General features: G+C 35.8%; 18 protein-coding genes. 10 read left to right on the top strand and 8 right to left on the bottom strand.

The window, feature by feature from the left end; genetic code table 11:
* Positions 1–115: 115 nt before the first annotated feature.
* The 3 genes from hemY to hemE are packed head-to-tail and all read right to left on the bottom strand — an operon-like array spanning position 116 to position 3,565.
* Positions 116–1,540 carry a protoporphyrinogen oxidase gene (hemY, locus tag MHH85_RS01240; RefSeq protein WP_340705714.1) on the bottom strand — a complete coding sequence of 475 codons (1,425 nt, stop codon included), beginning with the start codon at positions 1,538–1,540 and terminating at the stop codon, positions 116–118.
* A 9-nt stretch (positions 1,541–1,549) separates the two neighbouring features.
* Positions 1,550–2,482 (bottom strand): ferrochelatase, encoded by a 933-nt coding sequence (gene hemH / locus MHH85_RS01235; protein ID WP_340705713.1) that lies wholly within the window; start codon positions 2,480–2,482, stop codon positions 1,550–1,552.
* 33 nt (positions 2,483–2,515) lie between these two features.
* Positions 2,516–3,565: a uroporphyrinogen decarboxylase gene (gene hemE / locus MHH85_RS01230; RefSeq protein ID WP_053418740.1), complete on the bottom strand. Its 1,050-nt coding sequence runs from the start codon at positions 3,563–3,565 to the stop codon at positions 2,516–2,518.
* Positions 3,566–3,917: 352 nt separating this feature from the next.
* Between hemE and MHH85_RS01225 the strand changes: the two genes are divergently transcribed.
* Both MHH85_RS01225 and MHH85_RS01220 read left to right on the top strand, forming a co-directional pair.
* Positions 3,918–4,436 carry an antibiotic biosynthesis monooxygenase family protein gene (locus tag MHH85_RS01225; RefSeq protein WP_053418741.1) on the top strand — a complete coding sequence of 173 codons (519 nt, stop codon included), beginning with the start codon at positions 3,918–3,920 and terminating at the stop codon, positions 4,434–4,436.
* Positions 4,437–4,520: 84 nt separating this feature from the next.
* Positions 4,521–5,690 (top strand): M20 family metallopeptidase, encoded by a 1,170-nt coding sequence (locus MHH85_RS01220; RefSeq protein WP_193737436.1) that lies wholly within the window; start codon positions 4,521–4,523, stop codon positions 5,688–5,690.
* Between the two features lie 41 nt (positions 5,691–5,731).
* Here MHH85_RS01220 and MHH85_RS01215 read toward each other — a convergent pair whose 3' ends face one another.
* Positions 5,732–6,913, bottom strand: a complete 1,182-nt coding sequence (locus tag MHH85_RS01215) for an ABC transporter permease (protein ID WP_340705712.1) — start codon at positions 6,911–6,913, stop codon at positions 5,732–5,734.
* On the bottom strand, positions 6,906–7,646 hold the full coding sequence (locus MHH85_RS01210; RefSeq protein ID WP_053418744.1) for an ABC transporter ATP-binding protein: 741 nt from the start codon (positions 7,644–7,646) through the stop codon (positions 6,906–6,908). Before MHH85_RS01210 ends, MHH85_RS01215 begins: the two co-directional genes overlap by 8 nt.
* A gap of 104 nt (positions 7,647–7,750) precedes the next feature.
* Here MHH85_RS01210 and MHH85_RS01205 point away from each other — a divergent pair, with 104 nt between their 5' ends.
* The 6 genes from MHH85_RS01205 (at position 7,751) to MHH85_RS01180 (ending at position 11,025) form a co-directional block, all read left to right on the top strand.
* Positions 7,751–8,176 carry an HIT family protein gene (locus tag MHH85_RS01205; RefSeq protein ID WP_193737438.1) on the top strand — a complete coding sequence of 142 codons (426 nt, stop codon included), beginning with the start codon at positions 7,751–7,753 and terminating at the stop codon, positions 8,174–8,176.
* Positions 8,177–8,326: 150 nt separating this feature from the next.
* Positions 8,327–8,854, top strand: coding sequence for a tryptophan transporter (locus tag MHH85_RS01200; RefSeq protein ID WP_340705711.1), 528 nt, complete (start codon positions 8,327–8,329; stop codon positions 8,852–8,854).
* 184 nt (positions 8,855–9,038) lie between these two features.
* Positions 9,039–9,404, top strand: coding sequence for a YtxH domain-containing protein (locus MHH85_RS01195; protein WP_340705710.1), 366 nt, complete (start codon positions 9,039–9,041; stop codon positions 9,402–9,404).
* A gap of 142 nt (positions 9,405–9,546) precedes the next feature.
* Positions 9,547–10,065: an HTH-type transcriptional regulator Hpr gene (locus tag MHH85_RS01190; RefSeq protein WP_051448815.1), complete on the top strand. Its 519-nt coding sequence runs from the start codon at positions 9,547–9,549 to the stop codon at positions 10,063–10,065.
* 161 nt (positions 10,066–10,226) lie between these two features.
* Entirely contained in the window at positions 10,227–10,772 is a 546-nt protein-coding gene (locus MHH85_RS01185) for a DUF3267 domain-containing protein (protein ID WP_193737439.1), read from the top strand.
* Positions 10,773–10,842: 70 nt separating this feature from the next.
* On the top strand, positions 10,843–11,025 hold the full coding sequence (locus MHH85_RS01180) for a hypothetical protein (protein WP_370588357.1): 183 nt from the start codon (positions 10,843–10,845) through the stop codon (positions 11,023–11,025).
* Positions 11,026–11,172: 147 nt separating this feature from the next.
* Here the strand turns inward: MHH85_RS01180 and MHH85_RS01175 are convergent, their stop codons facing one another.
* Positions 11,173–11,271, bottom strand: a complete 99-nt coding sequence (locus MHH85_RS01175) for a YjcZ family sporulation protein (RefSeq protein WP_083446313.1) — start codon at positions 11,269–11,271, stop codon at positions 11,173–11,175.
* 153 nt (positions 11,272–11,424) lie between these two features.
* On the opposite strand from MHH85_RS01175, the gene MHH85_RS01170 reads away from it, so the two are divergent.
* Both MHH85_RS01170 and MHH85_RS01165 read left to right on the top strand, forming a co-directional pair.
* Complete coding sequence (locus MHH85_RS01170) at positions 11,425–12,300, top strand: peptidylprolyl isomerase (RefSeq protein WP_193737440.1); 876 nt, start codon at positions 11,425–11,427, stop codon at positions 12,298–12,300.
* A gap of 130 nt (positions 12,301–12,430) precedes the next feature.
* Positions 12,431–12,751 carry a hypothetical protein gene (locus MHH85_RS01165; RefSeq protein WP_340705709.1) on the top strand — a complete coding sequence of 107 codons (321 nt, stop codon included), beginning with the start codon at positions 12,431–12,433 and terminating at the stop codon, positions 12,749–12,751.
* A gap of 65 nt (positions 12,752–12,816) precedes the next feature.
* Here the strand turns inward: MHH85_RS01165 and yhaM are convergent, their stop codons facing one another.
* Positions 12,817–13,755, bottom strand: coding sequence for a 3'-5' exoribonuclease YhaM (yhaM, locus tag MHH85_RS01160; protein WP_193737441.1), 939 nt, complete (start codon positions 13,753–13,755; stop codon positions 12,817–12,819).
* Entirely contained in the window at positions 13,752–16,646 is a 2,895-nt protein-coding gene (locus tag MHH85_RS01155; RefSeq protein WP_340705708.1) for an ATP-binding protein, read from the bottom strand. Before MHH85_RS01155 ends, yhaM begins: the two co-directional genes overlap by 4 nt.
* Positions 16,647–16,664: the final 18 nt, after the last annotated feature.

Here is a 16,664-nt window from a genome sequence, read left to right as displayed (position 1 = left end):
GAAAGCTAAGTAAATTGTGAACAAATTGGAAATGTGGAAGGCTCCTCTAATAAAAAAGACCAAAAAAAATCGCTCTTCTGTAGGTATCTTTAAACCAACGAAAAGAACGACTCCATTATTCAAATAACTTTATTAATAACTCATCCACTGCGCTTCTAGCCTGGTCAACACAATTAGGTAAGCTTGTTCCTTCATAAGAACTCCCTACTAACTTCATTGTAGGAAAATGTTCATTTAATTCTTGTTTAGCTAATTCCACACGCTGAGCGTGACCAACTTTATACTGAGGCATAGCTTCTTTCCATCTTGAAACAACCGTAAATAACGGATTTCCTTTTAGTGGGATTACTCTATTTAAATCTTGTAAGACAATTTTTTCAATCTCACCATCTGATAAATCCACAATCGCTTCATCGCCTGGACGTCCTACATAGACTTCCAATAAAGCATAGCCCTCCGGAACAAATGATGGCCATTTTCGATGTGCCCATGAGCAAGATGTAATTGAAAAATCGCTATTACGCGCAACAGTGAGTCCAGTGCCAGTAAAACTTTCATTCATTGCATCAATGGGAAATGCCATCGATACGGAAGCAACAGTTGTTAGTGGAATATCTTGCAATCCTTGTAATAAACCTTGTTTGGCAAACATTTTTTGAGTTATAAGATGTGGTGTAGCTAAAATTACTGCGTCTGCGGTAATTGAGGACTTATTATTCAAAGATAATATGACTTGATGCGCTGCTTTTGCAATCGATTCAACTTTGACACTTTTTAAAATAGTTGTATCTGTAAGTTGCCTTTCTAATGCCTCTACCAACGTTTCAAGACCATTTATAAAAGTTTGGAATGGACGCTGATCTTCAATGCCCTTCGAGTCATCATGAGAGATCTCAGAAAGTGCTTTTTTCATACCAGTCATTAAACTTCTATATTCTTTTTCCATTTCAATTAGTTCTGGAAAAGTCGCTTGTAAACTAAGCTGTTCTATATCTCCAGCAGAAACACCTAATAAAAGGGGTTCAATAATATTTTCAACAGTTTCCTTACCAAATCTTCTACGTAAAAATTTTCCTAATGGCTGATCTTCTTGTATTCGAGAACGAGGAAACCATAGGTCGCATGCAGCACGTACTTTACCGCTCCATGACACAATATCAGAAGCTACAAATGAAGATAACTTTGTAGGAATCCCAAAAATTGAACCTGCTGGTACTGGATATAGTTTTTCATTGACAGTAATGTACGGTTGACCTGCTTCACTTCTAATGAGCTGCTCTTCGATACCTAAGTCTTGTACTAATTTAGCCATACTATTATTGTTATCAATAAATGAGTTTGGACCACGTTCAATGATAAAATTTTCCTTACGTACAGTTTGAATCTTGCCACCTAAACGATGAGAAGATTCAATCAGTACTATTTCTAATGGAAGTTTTTTCTCTTTAGCCTCTTGTTGCAAATAGAACGCAGCAGCTAAGCCTGAAATCCCACCACCGATAACGGCTACTCTTTGCTTTTGTTCAGTCACATCAATCATCACTTTCTATTAGGCTTGAGATAACGATTTATTAATAACATCAACCATAGCATCGATGAATAAAGGATCATCGTTTGGCATTGCAGGACGACGATAGTTAGCGCCTAATTCTTCACAAACAACACGACATTCATAATCATTATCATACAAAACTTCTAAATGCTCCGCAGTAAAGCCTACTGGTGTATAAACAAATGAACGGAAGCCTTTTTGATGGTATAGTTCGCGAGTTAAATCTTGAACATCTGGTCCTAGCCAAGGCTCTGGCGTTTGACCAGCACTTTGCCAGCCAACTTCCATATGTTCTACCCCTGTTTCTTTTTGAAGAATTTCAGCTGTCTCATGTAGTTGGTCCGCATACGGGTCACCTAATTTAACAATTTTCTCAGGTAATGAGTGGTTAGAAACAATTAGGCAAGCTGTTTTACGTTCTTCTTCTGACATGTCAGAAAACGCTTCGTTGATTTTTTCTGTCCAATATTGGATGAATTTCGGCTCTTTGTACCAGCTTTCAACTGAAGTGATTGTTAAACCACCTAATTCTTCTGCTTTTTCTTTCGCACGGCCATTGTACGATTTAATAGAGAATGTTGAGAAGTGAGGGGCAAGTACGATGGAAACAGCTTCAGTAATTCCGTCTTTATGCATTGCTTCAACTGCATCTTCTACGAATGGTGCAATATGTTTTAGACCAATATATAATTTGTACTCAACTTCATCTTGAACTTCATTTAAACGAGCACATAATGCCGCTGCTTGTTTACGAGTTGTTTCAGCAAGAGGGGAAATTCCACCGATAGCTTGATAACGACTACGTAAATCTTCGATTAATTCTTCGCTAGGTTTACGACCGTGGCGAATATGTGTATAGTATGCTTCAATTTCATCTTCGTTGTTAGGTGTACCATAAGCCATAACTAATAAGCCCATTGTTTTTTTCATTGTAATCTCACCTCAAAAGTTATTTACTACTTATTAAGAACGTACTTTAACTTGCTCTGCACTGTACTCATGAATAAGTGTTGTTAAACGTTTTAAAACATCTGGATCTACTGAAGGGAAAACGCCGTGTCCTAGATTAAAAATATGACCCGGTACTTCTAGGCCCTGGTCAATAATTGCTTTTGTACGTTCTTCAATAATAGACCAATCAGCTAATAATAATGTTGGATCTAAGTTTCCTTGCACTGGTTTAGTCATACCCATAGCACGTGCTTCTTTAATCGGCAAACGCCAATCTAAGCCGACGACATCAACCGGTAAATCATGCCATTCCATCGCTAAGTGGCTAGCGCCTACACCGAATGTAATCATCGGAACATCTAACTCTTTTAGCTCAGTAAAAATTCTTGTCATAACTGGTTTAATGAAGATTTGGTAATCTTCCTTACTTAATGCTCCAACCCATGAGTCGAAAATTTGGAATGCTTTAGCTCCTGCTCCAACTTGCGCTTTAATATCCACAATAATCATATCTGCTAACTTGTCCATTAACATGAACCAAGCTTGTGGCTCAGAGACCATAAATGATTTTGTTAAGCTGTAACTTTTAGAAGGGCCACCCTCAATCATATAGCTCGCAAGTGTAAATGGAGCGCCCGCAAAACCGATTAAAGGTACATCTAATTGTTCTTCAGTTAAAAGTTTTATTGTATCAAGCACGAATGGTACATGTTCTTCAGGATTAAATTCGCGTAAAGCTTCTACATCCTTTACAGAGCGAATTGGATTTGAAATCACTGGACCAATACCTGCTTTAATCTTCACATCAACACCCATACCTGGTAGTGGTGTTACGATATCTTTATATAAAATGGCTGCATCAACATTATAATTTTGTACCGGTAAATGTGTCACATAAGCACACAATTCTGGTTGATGTGTAATTTCCTCTAATGAGTATTTTTCTTTAATCTTACGGTATTCAGGCTGCGAACGTCCTGCTTGACGCATATACCAAACAGGCGTATAGGCTGTCCTCTCTCCACGTGCTGCGCGTAAAAGCGTATCGTTAATCTTTCTCATGAATAGATTCATTCCCTTCATTTAAAAAAGTTATTCGTTTCGACTTTCGTATCCGTTTTCACTATAGTCGTTTCCCATGTTATTGTATAGTTTTCCGCCCGAATTGTCATGAAAATGTTTGTATTGGTGACATCTTTTCGACAAAGATGTCTGACAATCTAGAAAACCTCAAATTCTTTTAATATATTTTACTTATTATCGCTATATCAAACATACAATTATTAATTGTGCACATTATAATGTTTAATTAATATAAGCTAAGGCTAAATATTAAATAAGGGAATGCTGAAAGCACTAGCCACTGAAACTAATTATATTTAAGAATACACAAATTAAATAGGAGGCGTTATTATTGAATATTTATTTAACATCTGGAACTCCAGAGTTTATGGAAAGCTTACGAAAAAAATACTCAAACGAAAAAATGATTGTATTACATGGCTCTGGCAACTCTATGTTGCTACATGAGACGGAGGGAAAATCTGTATTCCAAACCCCTAGAAGCTACGAGGTAATCGATTCAATTAATGAATTAGAAGACAAAGGTTTCTTTGTAATGAATCACCTACCTGTTTCTGATGAAGGCCGACCACTATTTGAACATCGTTTTTTAAGTCGTTCGCATGTTATTGAATCCGATCCTGGTTTCAAAGCATACCGTTTACTTAAACCTATCAATTCCGAAACTTATATTGTCTTAACCGAATGGTCAGGTCCAACTTCCTTTGAAGCTTGGAAAGTATCAAAAGCATATAAAGACGCTTTTGAAAATCAAGTTGCTGCAGTAGGTATTGAAAATCGCAACATATTCACAAGTAAAGCGTATGTAACAACTTATACCACTGCAAAAAATGAAGAAACTGAAGATTAATTACTAAAGTCGAGTCAAGCGCTCGGCTTTTTTTGTTATAATAAAAGCAAATCAAAAATACTAACTATGAGTGAGGTATAGCAGATGAAACTACAACTTTTTGATAAACTAGATGCTTCTTATAAAGACATGGTGCAAATTCGCCGTCATTTACATATGTATCCTGAAGTTTCTTTTAATGAGACTGAAACAGCTAAGTATATACAAAAATTTTACGATCAACTTGGCGTTGTTTATGAAGCGAACGTTGGTGGCAACGGGGTTGTTGCACGAGTTAAAGGAGCAATACCTGGTAAAACAATTGCATTACGAGCAGATTTTGATGCACTTCCTATTCAAGAATTAAACGATGTTCCCTATAAATCAACTGTCGCTGGTGTTATGCATGCTTGTGGTCATGATGGTCATACAGCCACATTATTACAACTTGCAAAAGCACTTCATGAAATGCGCGATCAGCTAGCTGGTGAATATGTCATCATTCATCAACATGCTGAAGAAATAGCGCCTGGTGGAGCAAAACCTATGGTGGAAGCGGGATGCTTGGATGGAGTTGACGCTGTATTCGGCACACATTTATGGTCACAAACACCGTTTGGCACTATTGAACATCGTTCAGGTCCTATGATGGCTTCAGCTGATCGCTTCGAAATTTCTATACACGGTCGTGGTGGACATGGTGCAATGCCACAAGATACGATTGATACTGTAACAATTGGTGCACAACTTGTTACAAATTTACAGCATATCGTCTCTCGTCGAGTAGACCCTATTAAATCGGCAGTAGTAACAATCGGTTCTTTCCATGCTGGAGACACTTTTAATGTTATCGCAGGAGAAGCTAAAATGTCAGGTACAGTAAGAACATTTTTACCTGAAGTCCGTGATTTAGTGGAAGCTGAAATTGAACGTATTATAAAAGGGACTTGCCTTGCAGCTGATTGTGACTACACATTTGAATATATTAGGGGCTATCCAGCTGTTGTCAATCATGAAAAAGAGTCTGCTTTCCTTTTTGACATTGCGAAGGATATTCCTGGTGTTAATGAAGTAGTTGAATGTGCTCCACTTATGGTTGGGGAAGATTTTTCGTACTATCTAGAAAAGGTACCTGGTGTATTCTTCTTTACAGGTGCAATGCCTGAAGGAACTGCATATGCTCATCATCATGCAAAATTCGATTTCCGTGAAGAAGCAATGTTGATTGCTGCTAAAACGTTAGGTGCAGCAGTACTTGATTATCAAAATATATAACAAAAAAATCCTGAGACATTTTCACTGTCCCAGGATTTTCTTTATTTTGTCATTCGTAATGTAAGCTCTCCAACGATTAACATAATCACTGGTCCAACATAAAATAATGGGTTACCTATGCCACAAATTAACACGATAATCGCTTGTACAATATTTACTACTCGAACAATTTTATGAACTGCTAGTTTACGATAAACTGCAGGTAATGGATATAACATATACATACTGAAATCTGTTGAAGAAATTAATGCTTGCTTCAACTGAATTGTCGTCGCAAATGCAAGCGCTGCTAAAAAGACGCCAGCAGCAACAGGCATATTAATGATCAAAGCACCTATTCCCGCTATTGCCGTTAAGCGCACCCATAAATAGAAATGGTCATCTGTACGGACGAAAGTGCGAAACACCAAATAAGCTTGTGTATTTTCTTTCTTAAACGGCACCATTTTATATAGCGCATCCAACCACTGACGTCTTTTAATGCTACCGTGTATGTGCGGTACATCCGTAAAATAATTAGCAAAGCGATAAAGACGCAACATACGATTTTGCTCAAGTTTTACGAAATGTTCATAAGGGAAGGGATGCATAGCCTTTTGTTTCATCCAAATAAAACCATAATAGATTACTGGAATAGCAACAATAATCATCATCCATACATTCATTAATAATACTGATGCTAGAACAGTAATAGAAATCAATACTCTTACAATACGATCTCCCCATACTGCTTGTCCTCTATTAGCCCAACGAAATGCAAAATCAACTTGTACATTCCACCACTTCATGAACACAACAACAACCAATGTTAATCCAATCGTTCCACTAGATACTTGTCCTATTTGCTTTAGCATAGGTAGAGCTATGATAAAAGGTATAACAACGACAAGAATCTGCGACCAAAATGTCCAATTCAAGGCCTTCTTAAAATAAATTGGAAGCTTTGTCTCAAGTGGCAATAAGTACACTTGGTCAGGCTCACGGATTAAAGTCGTAGGACTACTAAATGCTAATAGAAAACCTAATACAATTGCAGTTACTAATATAGAAGGAAAATCTACTGGGTTGGTTTTCAGCCACTCACTATATTGATAACCACCTGCACCGATGATGAATACAAGCACGATTGCCATATGCCCCGTCAAGACATACTTCATATACTTTTGCACTTCATTTATATAATGAAAGAAGCGTGTACGCCACACATCATGCAAGTTATTCATGTTCTTGCTCCTTCGTCATTGCGATGTATAAGTCGTCCAAAGTTGCACCTGGCATATTGAATGCTTGGCGTAAGTCATTCATCGTCCCTTGTGCGCGAAGTCGGCCATTATGTAACAATAAAATACGATCACAATGTTTTTCAGCCGTCGATAAAATATGTGTAGACATCAATATAGATGCCCCGTCTTTTTTCTTTTCATCCATATGATCTAATAATGATTGAATACCTAAAGGATCAAGTCCTAAAAATGGCTCATCAATAATATATAATGATGGATTAACTAGGAATGCACACATAATCATCACTTTTTGACGCATCCCCTTTGAGAAATGAGACGGGAACCAGTTTAATCGCTTTTCCATACGGAATTCTTTTAATAATGGTTCAGAGCGTTCTTTTAATGTTTGTTCATCCAAACCATATGCCATTGCTGTTAATTCTAAATGTTCTTTCAAAGTTAACTCATCATATAAAACAGGCGTTTCTGGAATATATGAAAATGAGGAACGATATTGATCCATATTTTCCTTTATTGTGATCCCATTTAGAAGAATGTCTCCACTTTTTTGAGTCATTAATCCGATGATATGTTTAATTGTAGTACTTTTCCCTGCCCCATTCAGTCCAATTAGTCCGACTAGTTCTCCAGGTTGAATTGTAAAGGATAAATCATGAATAACAGGTTTTCTCGTATAACCACCTGTTACGGATTGTAATTCTAATACTGTCATTCCTCGTCACTCCTATTCTTCTTACAGTTTATCAAAATTTTCGCAATCTAGCAGTTACCAATATGGTAAAATAAAAAGCAAAATGATGAAAGGTGTGTTTTTTTATGAGCGATTGTTTATTTTGTAAAATTATCGATGGTTCAATTCCTAGTACGAAAGTTTACGAAGACGAATTTGTCTATGCCTTTATGGATATTGGCCCTTTATCAAAAGGTCATACATTATTAATTCCTAAAGAACATGTGGCAAACATTTTTGAAATGTCTTCTGAAATAGCTTCGAATCTTTTTGCCGTTGCACCTAAAATTGCTAATGCTATCAAAGATACCTTCAACCCAGCTGGCATGAACTTAGTAAATAATAACGGTGAAGCGGCAGGACAAACTGTCTTCCACTATCATTTACACTTCATTCCAAGATATGATGAAACAGATGGATTTAAACCTACTTGGACTACAAAACCAGATGAATATACGCCAGTAATTTTAGCTGATTTAGCTGAACAAATTATTGCTAATCTAAATAAATAGGATTAACACTCTTATTATTACTATTATATAATAGTATTGATTTCACGATAATTTACCTGTAATATCATGTATAAGTTTCGCTTCCGATCACGAGGATACGGAAGGAAATAACAAAAGTTGAGCTCAGTGTAGCTATAGGAGAGATGAGAAATGAATACGAAGAATTTAGTTTTAATGGCACTTTTAGTTGGTGTAGGTGCGGCATTATATGTCGTGATTCCAGGAATTAATGGTGGTATGAAGCCAGACTTCATGCTAACGATGATGTTTATCGGCATCTTATTATTCCCTGGTATTAAGGAAGTTTTCTTACTAGCGATAACAACAGGCGTGATTTCAGGCCTATTTTCAACATTCCCAGCTGGTTTTGTACCGAATATTATCGACAAATTAATAACAGCATTTATTTTCTATGCAGCAGTTGTATTATTACAAAAGTTTGCTCAGAAAATTGCAGTATCGGCTGTTCTTGCTGGTGTAGGTACGATTATTTCAGGAAGTGTTTTCTTAGGTTCTGCAATACTAGTTGTTGGCGCGAAAATTCCATTTACAGCATTATTCATAACAGTTGTACTACCTGCTGTTGCCATTAACGTCGTAGCATTTATTATTATTTACCCAATCATCATTAATTTGGTTAAACGTTCTAAATTTAATACATCTTTAACACATGCCTAAATACCAAAATAAAAGATAATATAATTCAGAAGGTCACTATCTACAATACTATAGATAATGACCTTCTTTTTAATAGCTATAAATAATAAATAATTTTTGTTTAAATTTCTTTTATTGAATATCATGTTTTATTATAGTAAAAGAAGGATATACATAGTTTAAAGTAGGAAGGAGAAACGATAATATGAAAACATCTACATTTTTTCTCGGCTTAACAACTGGGGCAATCGGTGGTATGGTAGCTGTTCTTTTATCTACACCACAATCAGGTAAAGAATTTAGATCATCATTGCAAACTACTAAAGAGGATCTTCAAAATAGACTTGCTGATATTAAAGGGTCAATTGAGAACATAAAAAATGAAGCGCAACTAACTATTCCAAAGGTGATTGAAGAATCAAAAGAATCTTTTGCTTCTTGGCAAGCTGAGACAGCGCCTATTCAAGAAAATCTACAACAAGAAATTGCTTCTTTACAAAGCTCTGTTGAAGAAATCGAAAAACATCTAGCAGAATTCCAAAATCGTAAAAACAAAAAAAATAATGAATAAAATCATACGATAAAAGTATATTTTTTGAGAAAAATAATTAAACTAATATAAAAATATATTTTTTGTACTATTTTATATTGGAAAACGATTGTTTATTATTTACAAATAATGTTATAATGTTAGAAAATTGCGAAAGTTGGTGATAGCTATGTCTGAAGACTTATATACGGTTCGTGAAGCTATGCTTTACAGCCAAAGAATCGCCCAGCTATCGAAGGCCCTTTGGAAAGCTGCTGAAAAAGATTGGCAAGCATGGATTAAACCATATGATTTGAATATCAATGAGCACCATGTATTATGGATTGCTTCTAATCTTGAAGGCGCATCGATTTCTGATATAGCAAAATTTGGTGTAATGCACGTATCAACCGCATTTAATTTCTCTAAAAATTTGGAGGAGCGTGGATTGCTTGCATTTTCTAAACGTAATGACGATAAGCGAAATACATATGTTGAGCTCACCGAAAAAGGTAAGTCATTACTTGTTGAATTGACAGAAAATTACAACCAATCGAAGCATAGTGTTCTTGAAGGTTCACTTCCTTTAAAAGAAATGTATGGTAAATTCCCTGAATTATTAGACCTTATGGCTATTATTCGTAATATCTACGGGGATGATTTCATGGACATTTTTGAAGGTTCATTACGCAAAATTGAATAATATTCAAAACGAGTTCAACCTGAGTATTGCTCTAATCGTTCAATACTCAGGTATGAAAACGCTATCTTTTTTTTAATATAAAATGACTTGATTTTCCCTATGAAAAGCATTAATGTTAGGTTTCGAAGATTATCATATATTGAAATTGGAGATGCTAAACCTTGCATTGCTGGAAAACAATTAATGTACAGAAACAATACGGCCACGATCGTATTTTTTTATTGTCTACTATAATCGTCATTAGCGTATTTTCTGTTTTTTATATAGTTTTAAATATATTTAAAGAAGCTCCGTTATCAGATCACTTATTCCCGCTCTTTTTAATTGTCTTTTTTATGATTTACCCTGCTCATAAGCTGCTACATTTTATGCCATTATTTAGTTATCGTAAAAGTTTGCGCTTTTCCATCGAGAAACAATATAGTTTTTTACCTGTATTGTCGATGCGTATCCATGAGCCCATTTTAAAAAGTCGTTATGTTTTTGCATTGCTCGTACCATTTATTCTACTGAACTTAGTTTTAATAATTGGTGCGATAATGTTTCCACCCTTTAGACATTACTTTTCGATTTTGTTGGCTTATCACTGTGGACTTTGCTTAATTGATCTATTGTATGTTAAACATCTTATACATTCGCCTAAAACGGCATTGATTGAAGAAACAGATAAGGGGTTTGAAATTTTAGTTCCATCATCTAACCAATGATGATTAACTTGTCATTTCTGTTCTTTGTTTGTTATGCTTATGATGTAGATAGAGGGGAGGAAAAGACTTGATGATTGCCATTGTCGTCCTATTCTCGGTGTTTTATTTATTTCAAATCAACCGGATGACGTATGCACTTTGTGCGCAAAAAGAAATTCCTGAAGAAAAACAACCAAAAATATACCGAACTATAAATGTATTGATTACTATTTTGTTAATCTCATTTTACTTGGAGATTCTGTTTACTGTGTAAACAATATTCATTTTATAGCATTGAAAATAGCTTATTGAATAAGTTCTATCAACATTAAGTTAGTTCTTCTGTCCTCAATTTAGTGATCATAATAAATAAAAAAGTCCATTCGCATCTCTGCAAATGGACTTTCTTATTGCCTAAAAATTAGCACATAAATGCTGCGCCAACAATAATTAACAAAATAAATAACACGACAAGTAAAGCAAAGCCTGAACCATTAGAATATCCACCACCGTTACCCATTACCCGCACCTCCCTTCTCTTTGCTATCTTATGCAAATATGTTTTGGGGTTTTAGGCTAAATGAATATGGAACCTTTTTCTTTTTTTTTCGTTTTGTGTTATAGTTACAAATACATTAGTTAGAAGTGACTAAAGTTGGGAGAGATTTTAAAGATGAAGAAAACAGTATTATCACTTACACTAGCAGCATCTGTTCTTGCTCTTGCTGCATGTGGAAATAATTCAAGTGACGAAGTAGTAGCAGAATCAAAAGCAGGAAATATTACTAAAGAACAACTGTACCAAGAAATGAAGAGCGCGGCTGGTACACAAACACTTCAAACATTAGTTATTAAAAATGTCTTAGAAGATAAATACAAAATAACTGATAAAGAAGTAGAAGCAGAATTCAAAAAGCAAAAAGAAGCAATGGGTGAAAGCTTCGAACAAACTCTTGCTGCTCAAGGCTTAACAGAAAAAGATTTCAAAGAAGATTACGTCCGTATTCTTTTATTACAAGAAAAAGCTATGGATATTTCTGAAAAAGATATCGAAGCATACTACGAACGTATGAAAACAGAAGTAAAAGCAAGCCATATCTTAGTTGCTGATGAAGAAACAGCTAAAGAAGTAAAATCTAAACTAGATAAAGGTGAAGATTTTGCTAAACTTGCTAAAAAGTACTCTACAGATCCAGGTTCTAAAGAAGCTGGCGGTGAACTAGGTTGGTTCGGTCCAGATAAAATGGTTGCTGAATTTACAGACGCTTCATATGCTCTTAAAAAAGGCGAAATCAGTGAACCGGTTAAATCTACTCATGGCTATCACATCATTAAATTAGAGGACAAGCGTGATGTTAAAGACCTTCCTTCATTAGAAGAAAGCAAAAATGACATTAAACAAAAAATTGCTGCAACTGAAGCAGCTCAAAATAAATTCATTGAAACAACTACTAAATTAATTAAAGAAGCTGACGTGAAGATTAAAGACAAAGATCTAAAAGACGCACTAAGCCAATTTTTAGATGAAAAAACTGCTACAGAAAAATAATTAGCCACATAAAAGTACTTGATCCATTACGATGGGTCAGGTATTTTTTATTTTTACGGGCCTCTGTCCTCTTAATGTTTTACTTTGTCGCATGTTATAGAGTTAACAAGTTAGAACGGAGGTGATTCCTTTGAAACGTCACAACCATCACCACTGCCATGGTTTCGGTCACGGTCACGGTCACGGTCACGGTCATTGCCATCACGGTCAACAACCGGTCGTATGCCCTACTCAATATCAGTTCAATGATTGCTATGTTGAAAGAGAAGTTCCAGTTATCCACCCAATAGTTACTGTAAACAGAAAACACATTGTTAATGTACCACGTCATTACTACACACAATCTACTGAAAACGTAGTAGTTGATCCAGGTGATCCAGGTAGACCAGGTCACTGCAATATGAATAAGCCATGTCATAAACCATTCCATGGACTGTTCCGTAACTGTTAACAGTAATACTCTTTAGTATGTAAAAAGGACCTCTCAGCATCGCTGAAAGGTCCTTTTTTATTTTATTAGTCTATTGTTGGTTTATAAAATGAACGATTATCCAATGGGAATAGTCTTTCTGTAAATTCCCCTGGAACTGTTTTACCTAGAGCACGTTTTAGCATATTCATTTTTGCATCGATATTATCGATGTAGTGAAGCATCTCCGCTTCTTGCAACATTGGCTTTTTAGGGCTTCCCCATTCTTCTTTACCGTGATGAGATAATACCATATGTTGCAATAACATGACCTCTTCACCTTCGATTTGAAGTGTATCTGCGGCTTTCGCAATTTCTGTCACCATAATCGAAATATGCCCTAGCATATTACCTGTGACAGTATATGATGTTGCAACTGGTCCAGATAATTCAACTACCTTACCGATATCATGTAAAATAATACCTGCATATAATAAGTCCTTATTTAAAGTCGGATATAAATCAGCTATCGCTCGACCTAATTTCAACATCGATACAACGTGATCAAGTAAACCAGATGCATAATCATGGTGATTTTTTGTCGCTGCTGGGAACGTCATAACTTCATCTTGGTTTTCTTTTAATATATGTCTAGTAATGCGAGAAATTTGTGGATTTTTAATTTCGAAGAAGAACTGCATCAATTGCTCATATAATTCCTCTTTTGGCGTCTCTGCAGAAGGTACTAAATCTACTACGGAAACTCCCTCATCATTCGCTACTGGACGAATTGCTTTTATACGTAGTTGAGCTTTACCACGATAATCATGGATTTCTCCACCGACACGAACAATGCCCTCAGATTGATATAGTTTTTCATGCTCTTCGCCTGTATCCCATAATTTCGCTTCAATACTACCGCTCTTGTCTTGTAAAATAAGCGTCATAAATGGCTTCCCCATTGTTGTAACGCCTTTTGTAGCTTGTTTAATTAATAAATAATGATCGACTGGCTCTCCGACTTGAAGTGATGCTATACCATTCATATGGAAGTCAATCTCCTTTCACCTTTTAAATTTGAAACATGAATGACGAATGATTTTGCCCATTGATCTATCATATTTTCATGACATGTAAAATAGAGTATCTGGTGTTTCGTTTGAATACTATCAACTAATTGTACCATGTTCCCAATGCGCAAACGATCAAAATGGACAAAAGGATCATCCATAATAATCGGAAATGGCGCAGATTGTTGCAATGAATCCGCCAATGCAAATCGTAATGCTATATAGGCTTGCTCCTTAGTCGCTTGGCTCAATTCAGCTATTGTATAACGCATACCATCTTCAGCAACTGCTTCGAAAACACTTTCCGAATTTATCTCTAATGTCTCATAGCGGCCACCTGTTAACTGTTTAAAATATCGTTCTGCGCCTTGCAAAACGGCTGGAAGTCTTTTTTCTTTCAAGTTACGCATAGTTTCCTGTATTGCTGTTGCAATTGCTTGATTAATAGCCCATTCACGTGCTTGCTCTGCTAAAGCGGCTTTTTGCTCTTCAAACTTTTGAATCTGAATACTATATTTCTGATCTGATAATAGATCTATTGTTTTCGCTTGTAGCTTCGCATGTTCGCTGAGTAACTTATCTTTTTTCTCTTGTAAAGATAGCAGCGTAGCTGATATGTGCTCAAGTAGACTTTGGGATTCTATATCGTTTAATTGAACATTGACAGCTGTCTCATCGAACATTGACAATTGTTCCTCTACTTGTTTTAATGCTAGGGAATTATCTTTATAAAGCTGAAATTGCTCGTTAGCCTTATAGAAATCCTCGGCTGTTTCAACATCGGCTTCTTCAAATAAATTTAAGATTTCTGTTGTATAAGATTTATGCAAATTCGTCTTCTCATCAATAATATTATCTAATTGTTGTAGTTTTTCTTTAGCAGTTACAACAAGCTGCTGTTGCTCAGTCATTTTGAAAAAGACAGCTTGAACGGTAGTGGATAAATTTTCTCTCGTACAAATTATTTCACAAGCAGATGAGGCATCCTTCAAACGCTCATTTACTAGCGCAGAAAGTCGCTCTAATTGATGCTCTTTCATCACAATACTTGTGCTTTTTTGCTGGAGCTCACGTACTTGCCTAAATAGCTCTGTAAGAAGTTCGGGCTGTAATGAGCCACTTATTTGAAAACGTTTTAAAAAAAGTTGAAGTTGTCCTTCACTTTGTTCGATATACATATTGAATTTAGATACCGCTTGTTGGGCCTCTTTCATTTGTACTTTTCTATCATCATACTGTTCTTGTAACAGAGTAATACGATCTTCAAATTGGCGAATTTTTGTCAGTAGTTGTTCCATGTCAGATTGCTGTGATTCAAATTCGCGAATTTCACGTTGAAGAACTTCTGTATTTACAGAATCATTATCATTCGATCCATTGTCCAAAATAAACCATAGTGCAGCAGCAACAATGATACCTATTGCGATTACAAGCCAATTAGATAAACTAATACCTATTAGAATAGCTATTATCGCAATCGCTCCACTTAAGAGTTTTACTGATTTCGTACTTTTAGATGCTTTTACACCTTGATTTAAGGTCGCCTTCGCTTCAGCTACTTTTTGTATTTTTGCTGACCAATTGGCAGCTCGTTCTATCTCATAGTCAGACGGTTGCTGTTCAAAAAGATTGTCTAGTTTTTGTTCGACCGTTGCTAATTCCTGTTGAAGCTGATCTACAGTACGTTGACCAAATCGATATTGCTCTTTATTTTCTTCCAATTGCTTTACTAATTGACGAAAATATTCTTCCTGTTCTAGAGAAACTTCCGTTTGCTCTAAAGCTTGTTGCTGTTCATCATCCGTAATGCCCAACAAACGATATTGAGCGATTTTTTCTTGTTGTAGTATTTCAATGTCATTTTCTAAACTTTTCACCTTAGAATTCCACTCGCGCCATTCACTATCTTGGTCATTGAGATTCTTTAATAGTTGGTATCGTTCATCATTAAAGTCTGCTTGGAGCTGCTTTTGGATTACTTCTTTCTCATGCTGTACTTGGCTTAATATCGCTTGGACTTCGAGTTTTTTGTCTTTGTACAGCTCATAACGATGTACTCCATTTGTCGGAAATCCTCTTTGTAGAATTAATTGGAGCTCTTGTTCTATCTGTTCCTTCTTTTGTAATAGTGGATAGAGTTGACGGAATATATGTAACTTCTGCTGTTCTTGCAATTGCATAGATTCAGTTGATTTAATATCATCTAATTCTGCTGTAATTTGCTGTAACCTTAAAATAGTAGGTTCATACTCCTCAAGTTTTTTACGCTCTTCTTTTAAAGTCTGATCACTTTCACGAAGTTCTTCAATCTGCTTATTTATCGTTGGGTTTTTACCAGATTTCTTAAAGAGTTCTCCAATTTTCTTATCAAGATCCTTTTCAAGTTTAGTTAACTGATCAACACCTGTTGTACCTGAAGCTAATAACACTTTGCTTAGTTCATCCTCAGACATATGCTCTAACTGTTGCAATTGGTGAACAGAAAATGAAAAAATGGCTTCAAAGCCTTCGCGATTATATCCATGTACTATTTTTGCTAACGCCTCTTCGTGCCCTCTTGTACCATCTTCAAAATAGACGGTAACATCCCCTATTGCTTTTCCCTTCACACGTTCAATAATACAATCTCCAAATTTATCGTCTATTATATGTACTTGGCCTCCATATTTACCGCCTGCTTTCGGTTCGTAGCGGAGCTGTTGCGCATTCTTTTGAGGAAAACCAAATAATATATGTAGTATAAATTGCTGAATCGTCGTTTTTCCCGCTTCATTGAGCCCATAGAACACATTAATACCTTGTTTCAAATTAATCGTTACATTCTCATGTTGCCCGAATCCAAAAATAACTAATTTGCGGATATGCATATTGTTCACTCCCTTCTT

Source organism: Viridibacillus sp. FSL E2-0187, assembly GCF_038006425.1.
Classification (GTDB): domain Bacteria; phylum Bacillota; class Bacilli; order Bacillales_A; family Planococcaceae; genus Viridibacillus; species Viridibacillus arvi.
This window is presented reverse-complemented; position numbering and strand designations above follow the sequence as displayed.